We start from the raw sequence: 19,769 nt of genomic DNA, 5'->3' as shown, positions 1-19,769 counted from the left end.
TGAGCCACTAGACTCGACCACTGCTCAACTGAAGGGGTCGAATGGTGCAAGGACGAATGGGGCGCAGGCGCGCGGTGGCTGCGGTGCTGGCCGCCGCGTGCTGGCTCGCGGGCTGCGACCCGAAGCGCATCAGCGAGCTGGAAGAGGGCGTTTCGACCGAAGCCGACGTGCGCGCGCGCTTCGGCGAGCCCGAAAACGTCTGGGACTCGCCGGCCGGCCGGGTGTTCGAATACAACCGCCAGCCGCAGGGCCAGAAAAACTACATGATCACCATCGGCCCCGACGGCAAGATGGCCGCGCTGCGCCAGGTGCTCACGCCCGAGAACTTCGCCAGGGTTCAGCCGGGGATGGCGATGGAGGACCTGCGCAAGCTGCTGGGCAAGCCGGCCCGGCGCACGCCCTATCCGCTCAAGAGACAGACCGAGTGGGAGTGGCGCTGGGTGCAGCCGCCGAACTCGCCGATGGTCTTCACCGCCACGCTGAACGACGACCAGCGGGTGGTGAGCGCGGGCTCTTCGCCGGATCGCAGCACGGAGGCGAACGCCAACTAGTGCGCCGTTGCGGGCATGCCGGTCCGCAACTCGTCCGCGAAGCCCGAGCGCTCCATCACCTCGAGCGGCTGCGCCTGCACCGAGTCGATGCGAAGCACGCCGCCGCGTGCCAGCACCGCCTTGTGCACCTGGCGCAGCGCGTCGAGCCCGGTCGTGTCGAGCGAGATCAGGTGCATGGCATCGAGCACCACCGTCATGCCGCGCGGCGCCCGTTCGATGGCCTGAACCGTCGGATCCAGCTTGGCCGCGGCGCCGAAGAAGAGGTTGCCGTAGAGCTTGAAGGTCAGCACCGGCGGCTGCAGCGAGACCATCTCGACGCTGAACAGCGTGCTCATGCGGCGCACGAACAGCGCACAGGCCAGCACGATACCGGCCTGCACCGCCACCGTGAGGTCGAACACCACGGTAAGGAAGAAGGTGCCCAGCATCAGCACCCGGTAGTCGCGGCTGGAGCGGCGCAGCATGTACGGCGAGAACTCGCGCCATTCGCCCATGTTCCAGCCCACGAAGAGCAGGATGCCGGCCAGTACCGACAGCGGCACGTGCTGCGCGAGCGGCGCGGCGACCAGCACCACCACCAGCAGCGTGAGCGCATGCACCATGCCCGCAACGGGCGAGTTGGCCCCAGCGCGCACATTGGTCACGGTGCGGGCGATGGTGCCGGTGGCCGGCATGCCGCCGAAGAAGGGCGTGACGAAGTTCGCCACGCCCTGTGCCATCAGCTCCTGGTTCGGATCATGGCGTGGCAGCCCGCTGGCCTGGTCGGCGACGCGCGCGCACAGCAGCGACTCGATCGCGCCGAGCAGCGCGATGGTGAGCGTGGGCGTTACCAACTGTTTGACGGTTTCCCACGAGAACTCGGGCAGGGCAAAGCGCGCCATGCCTTCGGGAATGCCGCCGAAGCGCGTGCCGATGGTCTCCACCGGCAGGCCGAAGCCCCAGGACACCAGCGTGAGCGTGACCAGCGCGACGATCGGGCCCGGCACGCGCGAACCGGCGCGCACCGCGCGCAGCTCGGTCACGCGGCCCAGCACGAGGTGCACCGCGTGGCCGAAGCGCGTCTTGTCGTGCAGCAGCGTGGGCCATAAGAACAGGCCGGCCAGGCAGGCCAGGCCGAGCCCGAAGGCATAGGGATTGAAGGTGTCGAGGTGGGTCGCCAGCGTGTTCAGCTGCGAGAACATGTCGGCCGGCATCTTCGGGACCGTCAACCCCAGCCAGTCCTTGAGCTGCGAGATCAGGATCAGCGTCGCGATGCCGTTGGTGAAGCCGATCACGATCGACACCGGCACGTAGCGCACCAGGGTGCCGAGGCGGAACAGCCCCATCAGGAACAGCAGCACGCCGGCGCAGGCGGTGGCGATCAGCAGGTTGGCCACGCCGTAGCGCTCGACGATGCCGTAGACGATCACGATGAAGGCGCCGGCCGGCCCGCCGATCTGGACCGCGGAGCCGCCGAGGGCCGCGATCAGGAAGCCGGCGATGATCGCGGTCCAGATGCCGGCCTCGGGCTTGAGCCCGGAGGCGATCGCGAAGGCCATCGCCAGCGGCAGCGCCACGATGCCCACCGTGACGCCGGCGCCGAGGTCCTTGAGAAAACGCTGCCGGTCGTAGCCTGCCAGCGCGTCGATCAGTCGGGGGCGGAAGCGTGCGAGCGGCAGAGGCGAACTCATGTGGCTATTGTGGCCGCGCCTTCCACAAGCCAAGTCAACGGGATTCGTCGTCGTCCGGCAGCACCGCGTCGGCCGCGGCGCCCACGGCCTTGCCGGTGATGCGCGCGGTGCCGATGGCCGCATCGGCCGCCAGGCCCACGGCGCCGGCAGTGACGCTCACCGCGGTGCCGGCGACCGTGACCACGGCGCAGCCGCCCAGCGGCAGGGTCAGGGCGAGGACGAAGGCGATCAGGGTAGTGCGTTTCATGGATGCATCCGATGCAGCCGCGGCGCGTCAGCGTACCCGCATCCCCGGCTGGGCGCCAGCGGTGGGCTCGAGCACGTAGATCCCGGGCTCGGCCTTCTCGTCGGCATGGCTGGCGGCCAGCACCATGCCTTCGGAAATGCCGAACTTCATCTTGCGCGGGGCCAGGTTGGCGACCAGCACCGTGAGCTTGCCGACCAGCTGCTCGGGCTGGTAGGCCGAGGCGATGCCGGAGAACACGTTGCGCGTGCGGCCTTCGCCGGCGTCGAGCGTCAGGTGCAGCAGCTTGGTGGAGCCCTCGACCTTCTGGCAGGCCACGATCTTCGCGATGCGCAGGTCGATCTTCGCGAAGTCGTCGATGGTGATGGTCGGCGCGATGCCTTCGCCGCCTGGAAGGGCAGTGGCCGCGGCGGCTTCTGCCGCCGGCTCGGGCGCATCGAACAACTGGTCGATCTGCTTGGCGTCCACGCGCTGCATCAGGTGCCTGTACTCGGCGATGGCATGGCCTTCGCCGAGCAGGTGCGCCGCATCGGCGAACACCAGCGGCTCGCTGCGCAGAAAGCCCTCGACCTGCGCCGCGAGTGCCGGCAGGACCGGCTTCAGGTAGATGGTCATCAGGCGGAAGGCCTCGATGCAGGTGGTGCACACGTCGTGCAGCCGCGCCTCCATGCCGGCCTGCTTGGCCAGCTCCCAGGGCTTGTTCTGGTCCACGTACTCGTTGACCTTGTCGGCCAGCGCCATGATCTCGCGCAGCGCGCGCGCGAAGTCGCGCCCGTCGTACAGCGCGGCGAGCGGCCGGGCGGCTTCCTGCAGCGTCGCCAGCAGCGCTGCGCCATCGGTGCTCACGATGCCCAGCTTGCCGCCGAAGCGCTTGGCAATGAAGCCGGCCGCGCGGCTCGCGATGTTGATGTACTTGCCGATCAGGTCGGCGTTGACGCGGGCGATGAAGTCGTCGGGGTTGAAGTCGACGTCCTCCACCTTGGCGTTGAGCTTGGCTGCGATGTAGTAGCGCAGCCACTCGGGGTTCATGCCGATCGAAAGATACTTGAGCGGGTCGATGCCGGTGCCGCGGCTCTTGCTCATCTTCTCGCCCGAGACGGTGATGAAGCCATGCACGTTCACCTGGCTGGGCGTCTTGCGGCCGCTGAACTGCAGCATCGCGGGCCAGAACAGCGTGTGGAAGTAGACGATGTCCTTGCCGATGAAGTGAACCTGCTCCACTGCCGGGTCGGCCATGAAGTCGTCGAAGCCCTGCGTGGTTCGCGAGGGCTCGTGCCAGTGGGCCGCCGCCTGGCCCTTGTCGAAATGGTTCTTCAGGCTGGCCAGGTAGCCGATGGGTGCGTCCAGCCACACGTAGAAATACTTGCCGGGTGCATCCGGGATCTCGATGCCGAAATAGGGCGCCTCGCGCGAGATGTCCCAGTCGGCCATGCCGGCCTCGAACCACTCGCTGGCCTTCTTCGCCATCTCGGGCTGCAGCTTGCCGTCCTGCGTCCAGCGCTTGAGGAAGTCGACCACCTGCGGGTCGGAGAGCTTGAAGAAGAAGTGCTCGGAGCTGCGCAGCTCGGGGGCCGCGCCGGTGAGCGTCGAATACGGGTTGATCAGCTCGGTGGGTGCGTACACGCTGCTGCACACCTCGCAGGAGTCGCCATACTGGTCCTTGGCGTGGCACACCGGGCACTCGCCCTTGATGTAGCGGTCGGGCAGGAACATGCCCTTGACCGGGTCGTAGAACTGCTCGATGGTACGGGTGGCGATCATGCCCGCCGCCTTGAGCTTCCTGTAGATGCCCTGGGCCAGTTCGGTGTTCTCGGGGCTGTCGGTGGAGTGCCAGTTGTCGAAGCGGATGTGGAAGCCGTCGAGGTATTCCTTGCGGCCGGCCGCAATCTCGCCCACGAATTCCTGTGGCGTCTTGCCCGCCTTCTCGGCCGCGATCATGATCGGCGCGCCGTGCGCATCGTCGGCGCCCACGAAGTGCACCATGTGCCCCTGCATGCGCTGGAACCGCACCCAGATGTCGGCCTGGATGTATTCCATGATGTGGCCGACGTGGAACTTGCCGTTGGCATACGGCAGGGCGGTGGTGACGAAGAGCTTGCGCTGAGGCATCGAGGGGCGCTTTCTGGGGGAGACGGACGGGAGCCGGCGGCCGTGCGGCCGGCGGGAGGGGCATTTTAGGGCGGCGTGCGGCGCTTACACTTTGGCCCCCTTTCGAGCCGCTGCCATGACCTCTGCCCTGCCGATCCTGTCCGCCGTCGAAACCCGCGTCCTGGGCGTGCTGGCCGAAAAACAGCGCACCGTGCCCGACAGCTACCCGCTGACGCTCAACACCCTGGTGGCCGGCTGCAACCAGAAGACCAGCCGCAACCCGCTGATGGAGCTGTCCGAGACCGAGATACAGGCCGCGCTGGACAGCCTCAAGGGCTACAGCCTCGTCATGGAGTCCAGCGGCGGGCGCGTGGCGCGCTACGAGCACAACATCGAGCGCGTGCTGCGGGTGCCGTCCCAGTCCACCATCCTGCTGACGGTGCTGATGCTGCGCGGCCCGCAGACGGCCGGCGAGCTGCGCATCGCCAGCGAGCGCATGCACAACTTCGCCGACATCTCCTCGGTCGAGGCCTTCCTGGACGAGCTGTCCGAGCGGCCAGCCGGCGCGCTGGTCGTGAAGCTCCCGCGACTCCCGGGCGCGCGGGAGAACCGCTGGATGCACCTGCTGGCCGGGCCGCCGTCCGAACAGATGCTGGAGACGGCGGGAGCGCCGGCCGGCCGCGGCGATGCGTCGCTCGGGGAGGTGGCGGCCCTGAAACTCAATGTCGCCCGGCTTGAGGCCGAGGTCGCGGCCCTCAAGGCGCTGACCGCGCGCATCTGTTCGGAACTGGGCATCGCGGACACGGCCTGAAACCGGGCGCATGAAGTACGCGGTCTTCTTCCGCAACCTCAACCTGGGCCGGCCCCACTGCCCCACCCGGGCGCAGTTCGAAGCCGCCTTCCTGGCCGCAGGCGCCGAGTCGGCCGCCTCCTTCCTGACCAACGGCACGCTGGTCTTCGAGGCGCGCAACAAGACCCTGGCGCGCAAGGTCCTCGGCAAGGCCTCGCAGACGATGGCGGCGGAATGCGGCTTGCGCGAGCCGGGTTTCCTGCGCAGCGTGGATCACCTGGCTCAGCTGGTCGCCCTCGACCCCTTCGCGCGCGTGGATCGCGAGAACGTCTACGAGGTCTGCGTCACCTTTCTGGACGCGAAGCATCCGGCACTGCCCGCGCTGCCGCTGGTATCGAAGCGGGAGGACGTCGAATTGCTCAGCGCTACCGAGGGGGAAGTCTTCAGCATCAGCCGCGTGGTCGGCAACACGCCGGGCAGCCCCAACGCCTTCCTGGAAAAACTGCTGGGAACACCCGCGAGCACGCGGGCGTGGAACACGGTGGTGCGGCTGGTCGGCAGGCACGGATGAAACTGGCGTTCAACCCCACCCGAAGAAGCGCAACACCTCCTGGCGCTGCCGCAGCGTGTCCTTGCGCCCCAGCGCCATCAGCTCCTGCGTGAAGCTCGACTCGAAGAGCAGATAGCTCGCAAAGGCCGCGCCCTTCACGTTGACCGCCGGGCTCGCCGCCAATCCGCCGAACAGCCGCCGCACCGCGCCGGGCAGCGCATGCACATGGCGCGCCGCGATTGCGTCGATGCGCTCCGAGGGCGAGATCACCAGCAGCTCCAGCGGCCGCAGCGTGCTGGCATGCCGTGCCTCGGCCGGGATCAGCGCCAGCGTATGGTTGATGCGCCGCAGCCGCTCGATGTCCACCGCGAGCGAGTCCAGGAAGATGCTCGACAGCGCATGGCCCGCGATCTGCGCCATGGTGGGATGCCCGGTCAGCGTGTTGGGGGCCGGCTCTTCCCGCGGCTCCTGCATGCGCCCGGCGCCGATCGCGAGGATGCGCTGCGCACCCAGGTGGATCGCGGCGGCGATGGGCGCCGACTGTCGCATCGAGCCGTCGCCGAAGTACTCGACATGTTCCCCCATCGGCAGCGCAGCCGCCGGAAAGATGAAGGGGATGGCAGACGAGGCCAGCAGGTGCTCGCGCGTGATGCGGCCCTTCACGGCCAGGCGCTGCGAGCGCACCCACGGCTCCATCGGCACCGCGGCTTCGAAGAAGGTGACATGCTCGCCGGAGCTGTAGCTCGAGGCCGTGACCGCCAGCGCCTGCAGGTGACCCGCGCCCATCAGTGCGGGCAGGCGCTCCAGCGGCACCATGCGCGCCAGCAGCTCGGCCAGCGGCGAGTTGTCCAGCAGCGAGCGCGGGCGGATGCGCAGCCACCTGGCGATCAACTGGCCCACGCCCAGCAGCAGGCGCCAGCGCGCGGCGGCATCCAGCATTGCCAGCGAATCGGCACGGTACACCTGCTCGGCGCGGAATTCGCGCCACACCCGCGCCATTCCTTGCACCGCCGCGTCGAAGTCATCGGCGCCGCAGGCCAGCGCCGCGGAATTGATCGCGCCTGCCGACGTGCCGGTGATGATGGGGAAGGGGTTGCCCTGCGGCTGCGCGCCGGCCTCGCGGCGCAGCTCGGCCAGCGTTTCGAGCACGCCGACCTGGTAGGCCGCCCGTGCGCCGCCGCCGGTCAGCAGCAGGCCGGTGGTGGGCGGTGGCGTGGCAGCGGTCGGCGTGGGCGGCGGCATGGAAGGGCGCCCAAGCCTAACCGTCCGGCGCTCCTCGTGCAGTGCCCCCGGCTTCGCTGGCCTCTCAAGCGTCGCCGGGCACGCCGGACTCCGTGGCGAGCGCCTGCTCGACGACTTTGCGCGTCAGCGTCGGCGCGAACGACCGGGGAAGCCGTTGTCGTAGGTTGATCAGCGGATGGCGCGCGAGCGCATCCAGCGTGAGCGAACCGTCGAGCAGCGCGTGCCCCGGCGGCACGATCACCGAATGCGTCCAGCGGTAGCAGGGCAGGGCCAGCAGCTGGGGGTAGTCGGCCAGCGCCTCGGTCGCGATGCCGACATCGGCCTCGCCGTCCAGCAGCATCTGCGCGACCTGCCTGGGCGAGCCCTGGTGCAGGTGCAGGCGGACGTCGGGAAAGTGGCCGCGGAACTCCTGCACCGCCATCGGCAGCGCATAGCGTGCCTGCGTGTGCGTGGCGGCGATCGAAAGTCGGCCGCTCTGGCGGGCCACGAACTCCTGCCCCGCATGGCGCAGGTTGCTGCTCTCCTGCAGCATGCGCTCGATGATCGGCAACACATGGCCGCCGGGTTCGGTGAGCCCGGTGAGGCGTTTGCCGGCGCGTACGAAGAGCTCGATGCCGAGTTCTTCCTCGAGCTCGCGGATCTGCCTGCTCACGCCGGGCTGGGAGGTGTGCAGCGTGTGGGCGACCTCGGTGAGGTTGAAGTTGCGGCGCACGGCTTCGCGCACCGAGCGCAGTTGCTGGAAATTCATGAGGCTGGAACGGGAGCGGCGCCCCATTGTTCGCATCGGCGTCGGTTCGAGGAACGACCGAATTGTTGATTCCAAATAATCAACTCATCTTGGCGCTTCGTTGGTGATCGTTTGAGTCATAATTTCCGCTCAAAGGAGCGACCATGACCTCGACCCCATCGATGCCCCCCGCCGGCAAGGCGAAATCGGCCCGGCAAGGTGCGCTCCGCTACAGCGGCGCTCCCAAGCCCACGGTGCTGCGCGCCAAGGAGAGGCAAGCCCCCGCCCTTGCCGTGAGGAGCAGCGGGGGCCGCAAGTATTTCGAGGCGGTGTTTCGCTACGACCCGCTGGAGCGTGTCGAACTCGTCAAGGCCGGCGTGCCGGCCGAGATGGCCGTCACCGTGGCCAAGGCCATGGGCATCAGCAAGGACAGCCTCTACCAGACTCTCGGCCTGCCCCGGGCCACGATCGATCGCAAGCTCAGGGACGGAAAGGTCCTGTCCCGCGACGAGTCCTCGCGCGTCCTCGGGATTGCCCGCCTGGTGGGGCAGGCGCAGGCCATCATCGAGGAGTCGGGTGAGCCGGCCGGCTTCAATGCGGCCGAATGGGTCGGGCAGTGGCTCGGCCAGCCCGTGGGCGCGCTGGGGGGCCGCACGCCGGGCGAGCTCATGGACACCGCCGAGGGGCAGGCCATCGTGTCGAACCTGCTGGACCGCGCCGTCTCGGGTGCGTATTCGTGACGCCTGTCTGGCGCATCGCGGCCGACACCCGGGAATACACCGCCGACGACATGAGCGGCAAGGGCGCCGAGAAGACCGGCGGCCGCTGGAACCGGCCCGGGAGTCCGGTGGTCTACGCTGCCGGCTCGGTGGCGCTGGCGTGCCTGGAAACCGTGGTGCATCTGAACCTGTCCGGCTTTCCCTTGAATCGCTTTCTTGTGAGGATCGAGGTGCCCGACGAAGTCTGGGCCAGGCGCCAGGCCTTGCCGCCCGAGGCCTTGCCCGTGGGCTGGAGCGCCATCCCCGAAGGCAGGGTGTCCGTGGAGGCGGGGCACACGTGGCTGTCCGGGCTCGCATCGGCGCTGCTGCTGGTGCCGTCGGTCGTCGTTCCCGAGGAGTTCAGCATCCTCGTGAATCCCAGGCACCCCGACGCCGGCACGCTCACGGCGACCAAGCTCCGGCCCTGGCTCTTCGACCAGCGCCTGGGTGCCCGCGCTGCCCTGTAGGGTGAACCCGCGGCCGGCGGGCGCCGCCTCGGCGCCGCACTAGACTACCCGCCACCAGGAGCCCCCATGACCGTTACACCCCAGGCGCTCGCCGAAGCGCTCAAGACCGTCCTCGACCCCAACACGGGCAAGGACTTCGTCAGCACCAAGTCGCTGAAAAACCTCCAGATCAACGAGGGCGACGTCTCCTTCGACGTCGAGCTCGGCTACCCGGCCAAGAGCCAGGTCCCGGCGATGCGCAAGGCGCTGGTCGCCGCGGCGAAGACCGTGCCGGGTGTCGAGAACGTCTCGGCCAACATCGCGACCAAGGTGATCAGCCATGCGGTGCAGCGCGGCGTGCAGCTGATGCCCAACGTCAAGAACATCATCGCCGTGGCCTCGGGCAAGGGCGGGGTGGGCAAGAGCACCACCGCCGCCAATCTCGCGCTCGCGCTGGCGGCCGAGGGGGCCAGCGTCGGCCTGCTCGATGCCGACATCTACGGCCCCAGCCAGCCGATGATGCTGGGCATCTCGCGCCGGCCCGAAAGCGAGGACGGCAAGACCATGGAGCCGCTGGAAAACCACGGCGTGCAGGTGATGTCCATCGGTTTCCTGGTCGACCAGGACGAGGCCATGATCTGGCGCGGCCCCATGGCCACGCAGGCGCTGGAGCAGCTCCTGCGCCAGACCAACTGGAAGGACCTCGACTACCTGATCGTCGACATGCCGCCCGGCACCGGCGACATCCAGCTCACGCTGTCCCAGCGCGTGCCGATGACCGGCGCGGTGATCGTCACCACGCCGCAGGACATTGCGCTGCTCGACGCGAAGAAGGGCATCAAGATGTTCGAGAAGGTGGGCGTGCCCATCCTCGGCATCGTGGAGAACATGGCGGTGCACGTGTGCTCCAACTGCGGCCATGTCGAGCACATCTTCGGGGCCGAGGGCGGCAAGAAGATGGCCGAGCAATACGACATGGCCTACCTGGGCGCGCTGCCGCTGGACATCAACATCCGGCTGCAGGCCGACAGCGGCAAGCCGACGGTGGTAGCCGATCCCGATGGCGAGGTGGCGGGCATCTACAAGGCGGTCGCGCGCCGTGTCGCGGTGGGCATCGCCGAGAAGGCCAAGGACTTCTCGGCCAAGTTCCCCACCATCACGGTCAGCAAGAGCACCTGAGGCCTTTCAGGCCCCGCCCCGCTGCATGAACCTGCTCGCCTCGTTGCGCTACCTGGTCGCACTGAGCGAGCACCGCCATTTCGGTCGCGCCGCGCAGGCCTGCTACATCACGCAGCCCGCGCTGTCGAACGCGCTGCGCGCACTCGAATCCGAGTTCGGCGTGGTGATCGTCAAGCGCGGGCGTACCTACGCAGGCCTCACGCACGAGGGAGAGGCGGTGCTGGCCGCGGCGCACCGCATGCTGCACGAGAACGAGGTGCTGCAACAACTGCTCAAGAGCGAGGAGGCGCATCCGCGCGGCGCCCTGCGCATGGCCGCCGTGCCGACCGCCATCCCCATGCTCGCGCGCTTTGCGGCACGGCTGCAGGCGCGGTATCCGGGCATCGCGCCGACCGTGCTGTCGATGAGCTCGCTGGAGCTCGAGACCGGGCTGGAGAACCTGTCGCTGGACATCGCGCTCGGCTACACCGAGCGCATGCACCTGCGCGACGTCAAGCTCACGGCCTGGCCGCAGAGCATCGAGCACTACTTCCTGCTGCGCCGTGGCAAGGAAGCCGAGGCAGCGGCCCTGCGCATCGGCGCCCCGATCGGCTGGGCCGAGGCGGCGCGCCTGCCGCTGTGCCTGCTCACGCCGGAAATGCACAACCGCGCCATCGTCGACCAGGCCTTCGCGGCAGCGGACGCCAAGGTCGTACCGGCCATCGAGACCAATTCGGTGCTGACGCTCGCGCTCAGCGTGATGTCGGGCGAGGTCTGCGCGGTGCTGCCCGGCGCCATGGTGGATGCGGTGCGAGGGCAGGGCGCCCTCGAGGCGCTGCCGCTGGTGGCGCCGGAGGTCCGCACGCCCATCGGCTTCATGACCCAGACGGCCGTGCGGCCCTCCCGCGCGCTCGATGCCGCGCTGGCGATGCTGCAGGAGCCGGCCTGGCGCGCCGAGGTGGCGGCGCACAGCGGCTCGCTGGGGGCCTCTTCTCAGGCGGCCCAGGGCGCCTGAAGCCCGGCTGGAGCCTAGATCAGCGACCTCGCATAGTCGGCTGCAGCCCTTTTTGCACCCGAATCGCGCCAAAGGGCGCAGCCGGCGGCCATACAAAAATTATCCGTTCTGCAGAAGATGGCTATCGATCTAGCCATGACAGGAGGGCAGGACGACGCCATGCTTGCTCAAACAATTCTTGTGCTGACGGATGGATTCGGATACGCGAAAAGCCTGCGCGATCAAATGGTTGATTCGCTGCCGACACTGTGTGCAGAAGCGAATTCCGTCGGACTCGATAAAATTCTCCAAACAAGGCAAGGCCAAATATTTATTGCGCAGGCAGTGGTCGACAGTCTTTCCAATGACCCTTCGGTGAGCGCTCGCAAGGTAATTTCGGTATTCAAACTTGCGCATCGTGTTGATCTTGGCACTGCCTTTCCCTCACCGAAGAACCTAGACACGCCGTATGGAAGAATGTTGGCGATGGATAGTCTCAGGAAGCTGTCAAAAGCGCTCGCGAAGGTCGAGCTCAAGGAAGAAGATCTGAGGGATTGCACGCAACAGTTGCGTGGATGGGGCCGTGGGTGGAAGCTGCTGTTCGTCATCATCCAGGATTTCAAAGACCTCGATGACAAAAACTGGATGATTGGAGCCAAAGCCATCGATGCCGCCGCTTCGGACGCGGAGCTGGGTGGAATGAAAGAGGGGCTAAATGAGTCTTCGCTGAAGGATTTCATCTACCCGACCTTGGACGAAATGCTGAAGATGCGCTTGCCGGGCGGTCAGCTCCTGTTGTCCGCTGTCGATCTGCGTAATTTCATGCGGGCTGTGGTCAGCGACAAGGCGCTGACAAAGAGAACTTTGGATTGGATGGCAACGCATCCTTCAAGGGGCAGACTGTACACGGCGATGGCGCGTGCAATCATCAGCTTTCAAGGCGATAGCTCTTTCTCCAGGTTCAACAATGAACTTCCCGTGATTGATGCCGTGGCATTCGCGGCCTTCCTGCTGAGTAGCCTCCCTGTGGGCGAAAAGAACGAAGCTGAAATCGACAAGATGCAGTGGCACTACATAGCCGAGTTGGCGTCGCTGAGAAAATAGCCCCTCATTGCCGATCCAAGTAATTGTTCTTGATGCAGTACTAGAGTGATGGCCTCTGCGGACGGAACTGCCCCAGTCTCTCGGTGCGGCGTAGTGCCAAGCTCGGACGCTGGCCCGCCGCTTTCATTTCCAAATTGAATCACTCCATGTGAGGATTCAATTTGCCAAGCGCCGCGGCGCGCTCCAAAGTGCAGCCGCGGCATCCCGCCGTCGACGGCCGAGGCAATGAACCACCCAGGCACCCAGAACGAGATCCAGGCGATTCCCCTCGCCACCCCCGACCAGTTGCGTGAGCGCATCCGGCGCAAGAGCAAGCTCAAGGGGCGCCAGCCCGAGGCCGAGGCGCTGCGAGAAGTGCGCGAGCTCATCGGCCCGAAGCCCGAAGGCGGCTGGCCCCGCGACCTTCTCATCGAGCACTTGCACCGGCTCAACGATGCTTGCCTCGGCCTGCACGACAGGCACCTGGTGGCGCTGGCCTCGATCACGAACATCCCGATGGCCGAGGTCTACGAGGTCGCGACCTTCTACCACCACTTCGAGATCCTGCGCGGTGACGAGCAGGCACCCGGCCTCACGATTCGCGTGTGCGACGGGCTGGCCTGCGAGTTGGCGGGTGCACAGGACCTGCTGGCGCGGCTGCCCGCGCTGCTGGGCGCGGCGGGCCGCGAGGACGTGCGCGTGATCTCCGCGCCCTGCATCGGCCGTTGCGAGCAGGCGCCCGCTGTGGCTGTTCACCAGCGCGCCGTGCCGATGGCGAGCCCTGACAAGATCCTTCAGGCGCTCGAATCCGAGCCGCCGTCGCGCGAGACCGGGCATTTCGTGCCCTCGGCCTTTGCCGAAAAAAGCGTGACGCCGCCGCTCGATGCGATGCAGGCGGTGCCGCCCTTCACCGACTACGCCACCTACCGCGCCAATGGCGGCTATGCCTTGGCGGCGGCGCTGGTCAACGGCGAGCAGGACCCGGAGGCCGTGATCCAGGCCATGGAAGACTCCGGCCTGCGCGGCCTCGGCGGCGCGGGCTTTCCGGCAGGGCGCAAGTGGCGCATCGTGCGCGAGCAGCCGGCGCCGCGGCTGATGGCCGTCAACATCGACGAGGGCGAGCCCGGCACCTTCAAGGACCGCGCCTACCTCGAGCGCGATCCGCACCGCTTCCTCGAAGGCCTGCTGATCGCTGCGCAGGTGGTGGGCACCGAGGCCTGCTACGTCTACCTGCGGGACGAGTACCACGACTGCCGCGCACTGCTCGAAGCCGAGCTGGCCAGGCTCCAGGCCGATCCGCCCTGCGAGCTGCCGCGCATCGAGCTCAGGCGCGGCGCCGGCGCCTACATCTGCGGCGAGGAGTCCGCGATGATCGAAAGCATCGAGGGCAAGCGCGGCGAGCCCCGCATGCGCCCGCCCTATATCGCGCAGGTCGGCCTGTTCGGCCGGCCCACGCTGGAGCACAACTTCGAGACGCTCTACTGGGTGCGCGACATCGTCCAGCGGGGCCCCCAGTGGTTCAGCGGCTTCGGCCGCCACGGGCGCAAGGGGCTGCGCAGCTTCAGCGTGAGCGGGCGGGTGAAGCAGCCCGGCGTCAAACTCGCGCCCGCGGGCATCACGGTGCAGGAACTCATCGACGAGTACTGCGGCGGCATGCTGGACGGCCACCAGCTCTACGCCTACCTGCCCGGCGGCGCCTCGGGCGGCATCCTGCCGGCGCGCATGAACGACATCCCGCTGGACTTCGACACCCTGCAGCCCCACGGCTGCTTCATCGGCTCGGCTGCCGTGATGGTGCTGAGCCAGCACGACAAGGCGCGCGATGCGGCGCGCAACGTCATGCGCTTCTTCGAGCACGAGAGCTGCGGCCAGTGCACGCCCTGCCGCGTCGGCACGGCCAAGGCCGCTGCGCTGATGGAGGCGCCGGTGTGGGACCAGGCCACGCTGGAGGACCTGGCGCAGGTCATGGGCGATGCATCGATCTGCGGGCTCGGCCAGGCGGCGCCCAATCCGATCCGCTGCATCCAGAAGTACTTTCCGCAGGAGATCGAATGAACGCGCCCGCCAAGCTGAACGAACTCATGCCCCAGACCATCGAGTTCACGCTCGACGGGCAGGCCGTCCAGGCCTTCGAGGGCGAGAGCATCCTGCAGGCCGCGCAGCGGCACGGGGTGGAGATTCCCCGGCTTTGCTACAAGGAAGGGCTGCGGCCCGATGGCAACTGCCGGTCCTGCGTGGTGGAGCTGAAGGGAGAGCGCGTGTTGGCGCCGAGCTGCTGCCGCAACGTGACCGCCGGGATGGAGGTGCAGGCGACGAGCGAGCGGGCGCGCAAGAGCCAGCGAATGGTGGTCGAGATGCTGCTGTCCGACATGCCCGATGCGGGCTACAAGTGGAACGATGAAGGTCCTGGAGAGGCGGCCGTCGGCAAGGCGGTCGGCCAGCATGGCGAACTCAGCGAATGGGCCGAGCGTCTCGAAGTAGACGTCCGCCCGGCGCTCAAGGCCCTGCGCCGCGAACAGCCGGCCGCGGACATCTCCCACCCCGCCATGGCCGTCAATCTCGACGCCTGCATCCAGTGCAACCGCTGCGTGCGCGCCTGCCGCGAGGAGCAGGTCAACGACGTCATCGGCTACGCGCTGCGCGGCGCCGGCTCGAAGATCGTCTTCGACCTCGACGACCCGATGGGTGACAGCACCTGCGTGGCCTGCGGCGAATGCGTGCAGGCCTGCCCCACCGGTGCCCTGATGCCCAAGAGCCACATCGGCTCGCAGCAGGTCGACCGCAAGGTCGACTCGGTCTGTCCCTTCTGCGGCGTGGGCTGCCTGATCACCTACAACGTCAAGGACGAGAAGATCGTCAGCGTCGACGGCCGCGACGGCCCGGCCAACCATGGCCGGCTCTGCGTCAAGGGCCGCTTCGGCTTCGACTACGCGCACCATCCGCAGCGCCTCACCAAGCCCCTGATCCGCAAGCCCGGCGTGCCCAAGGGCTTCGGCGATGCGCCGCGCCCCGGCGACTGGCACGACGCCTTCCGCGAGGCCAGCTGGGAAGAGGCGCTCGAACTCGCGGCCGGCAAGCTCAAGGACCTGCGCGACACGCACGGCAACAAGGCCTTGGCCGGCTTCGGCTCCGCCAAGGGCAGCAACGAAGAGGCCTACCTGTTCCAGAAGCTGGTGCGCACCGGCTTCCGCAGCAACAACGTCGACCACTGCACGCGCCTGTGCCATGCCTCCAGCGTGGCGGCCCTGCTCGAAGGCGTGGGCTCGGGCGCGGTGAGCAACCAGGTCAACGATGTAGAGCATGCGGACCTGATCTTCGTCATCGGCTCCAACCCGACGGCCAACCATCCGGTGGCTGCGACCTGGATGAAGAACGCCGCCAAGCGCGGCGCGAAAATCGTGCTGGCCGACCCGCGCATCACCGACATCGGCCGGCACGCCTGGCGCACCCTTCAGTTCAAGGCCGACACCGACGTGGCCATGCTCAATGCATTGATCCACGCCGTCATCGACGAGGGCCTGGTCGACGAGGCCTTCGTGCGCGATCGCGCCAGCAACTTCGAGGCGCTGCGCGAGAACGTCAAGGGCTACAGCCCCGAGGCCATGGCGCCGATCTGCGGCATCCCGGCCGAGACGCTGCGCGAGGTGGCGCGCGCCTTCGCTTCCGCTCGCGGCGCGATGGTGCTGTGGGGCATGGGCATCAGCCAGCACGTGCACGGCACCGACAACGCGCGCTGCCTGATCGCGCTGGTTACCGTCACCGGCCAGATCGGCAAACCCGGCTCGGGCCTGCATCCGCTGCGCGGCCAGAACAACGTGCAGGGCGCGAGCGACGCCGGGCTGATCCCGATGATGTTCCCCAACTACCAGCGTGTCGACGAGCCGGGTGCGCATGCGTGGTTCGAGAACTTCTGGGGCGTGCCGCTGGACGAGAAGCCCGGCTACACGGTGGTCGAGATCATGCACAAGGCGTTGGCGCCCGAGGACGATCCGCACAAGATCCGCGGCATGTACATCATGGGCGAGAACCCTGCGATGAGCGACCCGGACCTCAACCACGCGCGCCATGCGCTGGCGAGCCTGGAGCACCTGGTGGTGCAGGACATCTTCATGACCGAAACCGCCTGGCTGGCCGACGTGGTGCTGCCTGCCAGTGCCTGGCCCGAGAAGACCGGCACGGTGAGCAACACCGATCGCATGGTGCAGCTGGGCAAGCGAGCGCTGAATCCGCCGGGCGACGCGAAGCCCGACTTGTGGATCATCCAGCAGATTGCCCAGCGCATGGGCCTGTCGTGGAACTACGAGGGCGAGGAATGCGGCGTGGCCGCGGTCTACGATGAAATGCGCCAGGCCATGCACGCCGCCATCAGCGGCATCAGCTGGGACCGGCTGCAACGCGAGTCGAGCGTGACCTACCCCTGCCTGAGCGCCGACGACCCCGGTCAGCCGACCGTCTTCATCGACAGCTTCCCGACCGCGGATGGCCGCGTGAAGCTGGTGCCGGCCGACATCATCCCCGCCGACGAGCGGCCCGATGCGCAGTACCCCTTCGTGCTGATCACCGGCCGCCAGCTGGAGCACTGGCACACCGGCAGCATGACCCGCCGCGCGACGGTGCTCGATGCGCTCGAGCCCATGGCCACCGCCTCGATGAACCAGGGCGACCTCGATGCGCTGGGCCTGCAGGCCGGCGACGTGATCACCATCCGCTCGCGTCGCGGCGAGGTCGCGATCCATGTGCGGCGGGACGACGGCACGCCGAACGGCGCGGTCTTCGTGCCCTTCGCCTACTACGAGGCCGCGGCCAACCTGATGACCAACGCGGCGCTCGATCCACTGGGCAAGATCCCCGAGTTCAAGTACTGCGCGGTGCAGGTGCTGCCGGGCGGCATGCCGATGGCGGCCGCCGGGTACGGGACAGGGGCGGTGAGCGCGGCCGCGCATTGAAGCCGGCGCGCCAACCAAAGGTGTGACCTTTCCGGTCGCAGGTGCGACTTATGTCACGCTGAATGTCGCCCCTTTGCGAGGGGCGATTGACATTTCGCGGCATGTGCGCCTGGTCTCCCATGCGAGTGCCGGCGGCTGCCTCATCGTGGCCAACTGGCATGTATGTTGCTGATCGTTTCTTTTGGGCCACAAGGCCGATCGAACACAGCACATGCCGGATCACCAGAACGACAACGACAACGACAACGAGATTTCACTGGATCGCCGCCTTTTCTGCGCGGGCGCGGCCAGCCTCCTGGCACTGGGGACCGCAGGCTGCGGAGACGGCGGAGGAGGCTTTGGCGGCCTGAACGCCGGCGCGACCGGCGCCACGGCGTCGACGACGACAACCACGACCACCGCGGCCACCACGGCCGACGTGGCCTCCGAGAACGTTGCGCCCGCCACAACCGCCCCAGCTGCGTCCGAGCCCGGCTCGACATCGACCGCGCAGCCGCGGAAGTTCACGCATCCCGGCCTGCTGCACACCGACGCGGACTTCGAGCGCATGCGAACCAAGGTGGCGGCCGGCGCCCAGCCGTGGCGCGACGGCTGGAACGCGCTCACCGCCAGCAGCCGCGCCCAGCTGGGCCGCGCGCCCGTGCCGCTGGTCACGGTGGTGCGCGGCGGCGACGGCGAGAACCACCGCACCATGGTCGAGGACATGGAGCGCACCTACCAGTTCGCGCTGCGCTGGAAGGTGTCCGGCAACACCGCTTATGCGGACCTGGCCGTGCAGTACCTGGACGCCTGGTCGTCGACGATGAACACGCTCACCGGCAATGCCGATCGCTTCCTCGCTGCCGGCATCTACGGCTACCAGTGGGCCAACGCGGCCGAGATGATGCGCAGCTACGCAGGCTGGTCGGCCGAAGGCGTGGCCCGCTTCCAGAAGCTGCTGCTGGACGTGTTCTATCCCCTATGCCACAGCTTCCTGCTCAACCATAACGGCGCGAACATCACCAACTACTGGGCCAACTGGGATCTCTGCAACGTCTGCGGCATCCTGGCCATCGGCGTCTTCTGCGACCGCACCGATCTCTACGACGAGGCTATCGCCTACTACAATACCGGCCGCGGCAACGGGGCGGCGGCGCACAACGTCTACATGCTCCACCCGGGCTACCTGGGCCAGTGGCAGGAAAGCGGCCGGGACCAGGGCCACGCCACGCTCGGCATGGCCCTCACCGGACTGCTGTGCGAGATGGCCTGGAACCAGGGCGAGGACCTGTACGGGTACTGGAACAACCGCTTCCTGGCCGGTGCCGAGTACGTCGCCAAGTCGAACCTGCAGGACGGCAACGGCCAGTACTACTCGCCGCCGTTCTCGACCTACGTCAACCGGCAGGGCACTTCCACCGTCGTTTCGACCGGCGGGCAGCCCAACCTGCGCCCGGCCTGGGAGTCGATCTACAACCATTACGTCAATCGCAAGGGACTCGCCGCGCCCTGGGTGGCCACCATCGCCGCACAGATCCGTCCGGAGCGCAGCGAGTGGGGCGGCGACCAGCCGAGCTTCGGCACGCTGACCTACAGCCGCGATCCCGCAGCGGCAGGCACGCCGCCGAGTGGCCTCACCGCCCATGTCACCGCCGGCCAGGTGCTCATGTCCTGGTGGGGCAGCGCGGGCGCGACGAGCTACAAGGTCAAGCGCGGCAGTTCGGCGAGCGGGCCTTTCGCCACCGTCGCCAGCGTGACCGATCCCCGCACCTACACCGACACGCCTGGTACCGGGGTCTGGTACTACGTCGTCACCGCGGTGAGCGCCAGCGGCGAGAGCAGCGTTTCGAACGTGGCGCGCGTGGCCCTTCCCACCGAGCTGCGCGTGCAGTTGCCGCTGGATGGCGCCAGCGGAACCACGGCCGCCGATGCCAGCGGCAACGCCCGGCACGGCACCCTCCAGGGGGGCGCGAGCTGGGGCCAGGCCCGCAGCACTGGCGGCGCACTGGCGCTCGACGGCAGCAGCGGCCACCTGGCGCTGCCCGCCGGCGTGCTCTCCAGCCTGGGCGACTTCACGATCGCGCTCTGGGTGTACTGGAACGCCGCGGTGACGAACGCGCGCGTGTTCGACTTCGGCTCCAGCGACATCGCCTACCTCGCACTGCTGCCGCGCGACAGCGGCGGCTCGATGCGTTTCACCGTTACCGGCACCACCTGGTTCGGCGAGCAGAACATCGTGGCCAGCGCCTTGCCGACCGCCCGCTGGGTGCATCTCGCGGTGACTCTTTCCGGCACCACCGGCACGCTGTATGTCGACGGCGTGGTCGCCGGCAGCAGCAACGCGATTGCGCTTGCGCCCTGGCAGCTCGGCGACACCACGCAGAACTGGCTCGGCCGCTCCCAATATGCGGCCGATCCCTACTTCAACGGGCGCATGCAGGACCTTCGCATCTACAGCGGCGCGTTGAGTGCCGCCGAGGTCGCGGCGCTCGCTGCCTGACCTCGCCGCCAATATCCGCGTCGGCGCCTCCACATGCCGCTTC

Annotated in this window: 15 protein-coding genes and 1 pseudogene; 11 read left to right on the top strand and 5 right to left on the bottom strand. The window is 67.9% G+C overall.

The window, feature by feature from the left end:
* Positions 1–41 precede the first annotated feature (41 nt).
* On the top strand, positions 42–551 hold the full coding sequence (locus ACMGEZ_RS20425; protein WP_436824105.1) for an outer membrane protein assembly factor BamE: 510 nt from the start codon (positions 42–44) through the stop codon (positions 549–551).
* Here the strand turns inward: ACMGEZ_RS20425 and ACMGEZ_RS20420 are convergent.
* The 3 genes from ACMGEZ_RS20420 to metG are packed head-to-tail and all read right to left on the bottom strand — an operon-like array spanning position 548 to position 4,574.
* Positions 548–2,221 carry a SulP family inorganic anion transporter gene (locus ACMGEZ_RS20420; protein WP_436824104.1) on the bottom strand — a complete coding sequence of 558 codons (1,674 nt, stop codon included), beginning with the start codon at positions 2,219–2,221 and terminating at the stop codon, positions 548–550. The two genes, ACMGEZ_RS20425 and ACMGEZ_RS20420, sit on opposite strands and share 4 nt — an antisense overlap.
* Positions 2,222–2,255: 34 nt before the next feature.
* Positions 2,256–2,468: a hypothetical protein gene (locus tag ACMGEZ_RS20415; RefSeq protein WP_436824103.1), complete on the bottom strand. Its 213-nt coding sequence runs from the start codon at positions 2,466–2,468 to the stop codon at positions 2,256–2,258.
* A gap of 27 nt (positions 2,469–2,495) precedes the next feature.
* Complete coding sequence (metG, locus tag ACMGEZ_RS20410; RefSeq protein ID WP_436824102.1) at positions 2,496–4,574, bottom strand: methionine--tRNA ligase; 2,079 nt, start codon at positions 4,572–4,574, stop codon at positions 2,496–2,498.
* Between the two features lie 115 nt (positions 4,575–4,689).
* Between metG and ACMGEZ_RS20405 the strand changes: the two genes are divergently transcribed.
* Both ACMGEZ_RS20405 and ACMGEZ_RS20400 read left to right on the top strand, forming a co-directional pair.
* Complete coding sequence (locus ACMGEZ_RS20405; RefSeq protein ID WP_436824101.1) at positions 4,690–5,364, top strand: YceH family protein; 675 nt, start codon at positions 4,690–4,692, stop codon at positions 5,362–5,364.
* A 10-nt stretch (positions 5,365–5,374) separates the two neighbouring features.
* On the top strand, positions 5,375–5,914 hold the full coding sequence (locus ACMGEZ_RS20400) for a DUF1697 domain-containing protein (protein ID WP_436824100.1): 540 nt from the start codon (positions 5,375–5,377) through the stop codon (positions 5,912–5,914).
* 9 nt (positions 5,915–5,923) lie between these two features.
* On the opposite strand, the gene ACMGEZ_RS20395 is transcribed toward ACMGEZ_RS20400, so the two are convergent.
* A complete protein-coding gene (locus ACMGEZ_RS20395) occupies positions 5,924–7,135 on the bottom strand; it encodes a patatin-like phospholipase family protein (protein WP_436824099.1) in 1,212 nt (403 codons plus the stop codon).
* A gap of 135 nt (positions 7,136–7,270) precedes the next feature.
* Positions 7,271–7,883 (bottom strand): annotated as a pseudogene (locus ACMGEZ_RS20390) (LysR substrate-binding domain-containing protein); the annotation flags it as partial.
* Between the two features lie 143 nt (positions 7,884–8,026).
* On the opposite strand from ACMGEZ_RS20390, the gene ACMGEZ_RS20385 reads away from it, so the two are divergent.
* The 8 genes from ACMGEZ_RS20385 to ACMGEZ_RS20350 all read left to right on the top strand — a co-directional run bounded on the left by ACMGEZ_RS20385 (position 8,027) and on the right by ACMGEZ_RS20350 (position 19,726).
* Positions 8,027–8,602 carry an Xre family toxin-antitoxin system antitoxin gene (locus tag ACMGEZ_RS20385; RefSeq protein ID WP_436824098.1) on the top strand — a complete coding sequence of 192 codons (576 nt, stop codon included), beginning with the start codon at positions 8,027–8,029 and terminating at the stop codon, positions 8,600–8,602.
* Positions 8,599–9,087 (top strand): RES family NAD+ phosphorylase, encoded by a 489-nt coding sequence (locus ACMGEZ_RS20380; protein ID WP_436824097.1) that lies wholly within the window; start codon positions 8,599–8,601, stop codon positions 9,085–9,087. The genes ACMGEZ_RS20385 and ACMGEZ_RS20380 overlap by 4 nt, the downstream gene beginning before the upstream one ends.
* Before the next feature lie 66 nt (positions 9,088–9,153).
* The gene (gene apbC, locus ACMGEZ_RS20375) at positions 9,154–10,245 is read left to right on the top strand and encodes an iron-sulfur cluster carrier protein ApbC (RefSeq protein WP_436824096.1); all 1,092 of its coding nucleotides are present in this window, start codon (positions 9,154–9,156) and stop codon (positions 10,243–10,245) included.
* A 25-nt stretch (positions 10,246–10,270) separates the two neighbouring features.
* A complete protein-coding gene (locus ACMGEZ_RS20370) occupies positions 10,271–11,239 on the top strand; it encodes a LysR family transcriptional regulator (protein ID WP_436824095.1) in 969 nt (322 codons plus the stop codon).
* Positions 11,240–11,356: 117 nt separating this feature from the next.
* Positions 11,357–12,322, top strand: a complete 966-nt coding sequence (locus ACMGEZ_RS20365; RefSeq protein ID WP_436824094.1) for a hypothetical protein — start codon at positions 11,357–11,359, stop codon at positions 12,320–12,322.
* A gap of 225 nt (positions 12,323–12,547) precedes the next feature.
* Positions 12,548–14,356, top strand: coding sequence for an NADH-ubiquinone oxidoreductase-F iron-sulfur binding region domain-containing protein (locus ACMGEZ_RS20360; RefSeq protein ID WP_436824093.1), 1,809 nt, complete (start codon positions 12,548–12,550; stop codon positions 14,354–14,356).
* Entirely contained in the window at positions 14,353–17,247 is a 2,895-nt protein-coding gene (gene fdhF / locus ACMGEZ_RS20355; protein WP_436824092.1) for a formate dehydrogenase subunit alpha, read from the top strand. Before ACMGEZ_RS20360 ends, fdhF begins: the two co-directional genes overlap by 4 nt.
* A gap of 211 nt (positions 17,248–17,458) precedes the next feature.
* Positions 17,459–19,726, top strand: coding sequence for a LamG-like jellyroll fold domain-containing protein (locus tag ACMGEZ_RS20350; RefSeq protein WP_436824091.1), 2,268 nt, complete (start codon positions 17,459–17,461; stop codon positions 19,724–19,726).
* Positions 19,727–19,769: the final 43 nt, after the last annotated feature.

It is taken from the genome of Variovorax stachyos (genome assembly GCF_051400855.1).
Lineage (GTDB): Bacteria > Pseudomonadota > Gammaproteobacteria > Burkholderiales > Burkholderiaceae_C > Variovorax.
The sequence above is the reverse complement of the archived record's forward strand: the minus strand, read 5'-3'. Positions and strand labels throughout refer to the sequence as shown.

Bases quoted from the DNA above. Each gene is read 5' to 3' on its own strand.
- ACMGEZ_RS20360 (WP_436824093.1), top strand. From the start codon at position 12,548: ATGAACCACCCAGGCACCCAGAACGAGATCCAGGCGATTCCCCTCGCC.
- ACMGEZ_RS20425 (WP_436824105.1), top strand. From the start codon at position 42: ATGGTGCAAGGACGAATGGGGCGCAGGCGCGCGGTGGCTGCGGTGCTG.
- ACMGEZ_RS20370 (WP_436824095.1), top strand. From the start codon at position 10,271: ATGAACCTGCTCGCCTCGTTGCGCTACCTGGTCGCACTGAGCGAGCAC.
- ACMGEZ_RS20405 (WP_436824101.1), top strand. From the start codon at position 4,690: ATGACCTCTGCCCTGCCGATCCTGTCCGCCGTCGAAACCCGCGTCCTG.
- apbC (WP_436824096.1), top strand. From the start codon at position 9,154: ATGACCGTTACACCCCAGGCGCTCGCCGAAGCGCTCAAGACCGTCCTC.
- ACMGEZ_RS20400 (WP_436824100.1), top strand. From the start codon at position 5,375: ATGAAGTACGCGGTCTTCTTCCGCAACCTCAACCTGGGCCGGCCCCAC.
- metG (WP_436824102.1), bottom strand. From the start codon at position 4,574: ATGCCTCAGCGCAAGCTCTTCGTCACCACCGCCCTGCCGTATGCCAAC.
- ACMGEZ_RS20350 (WP_436824091.1), top strand. From the start codon at position 17,459: ATGCCGGATCACCAGAACGACAACGACAACGACAACGAGATTTCACTG.
- fdhF (WP_436824092.1), top strand. From the start codon at position 14,353: ATGAACGCGCCCGCCAAGCTGAACGAACTCATGCCCCAGACCATCGAG.
- ACMGEZ_RS20395 (WP_436824099.1), bottom strand. From the start codon at position 7,135: ATGCCGCCGCCCACGCCGACCGCTGCCACGCCACCGCCCACCACCGGC.
- ACMGEZ_RS20420 (WP_436824104.1), bottom strand. From the start codon at position 2,221: ATGAGTTCGCCTCTGCCGCTCGCACGCTTCCGCCCCCGACTGATCGAC.
- ACMGEZ_RS20415 (WP_436824103.1), bottom strand. From the start codon at position 2,468: ATGAAACGCACTACCCTGATCGCCTTCGTCCTCGCCCTGACCCTGCCG.
- ACMGEZ_RS20385 (WP_436824098.1), top strand. From the start codon at position 8,027: ATGACCTCGACCCCATCGATGCCCCCCGCCGGCAAGGCGAAATCGGCC.
- ACMGEZ_RS20365 (WP_436824094.1), top strand. From the start codon at position 11,357: ATGGCTATCGATCTAGCCATGACAGGAGGGCAGGACGACGCCATGCTT.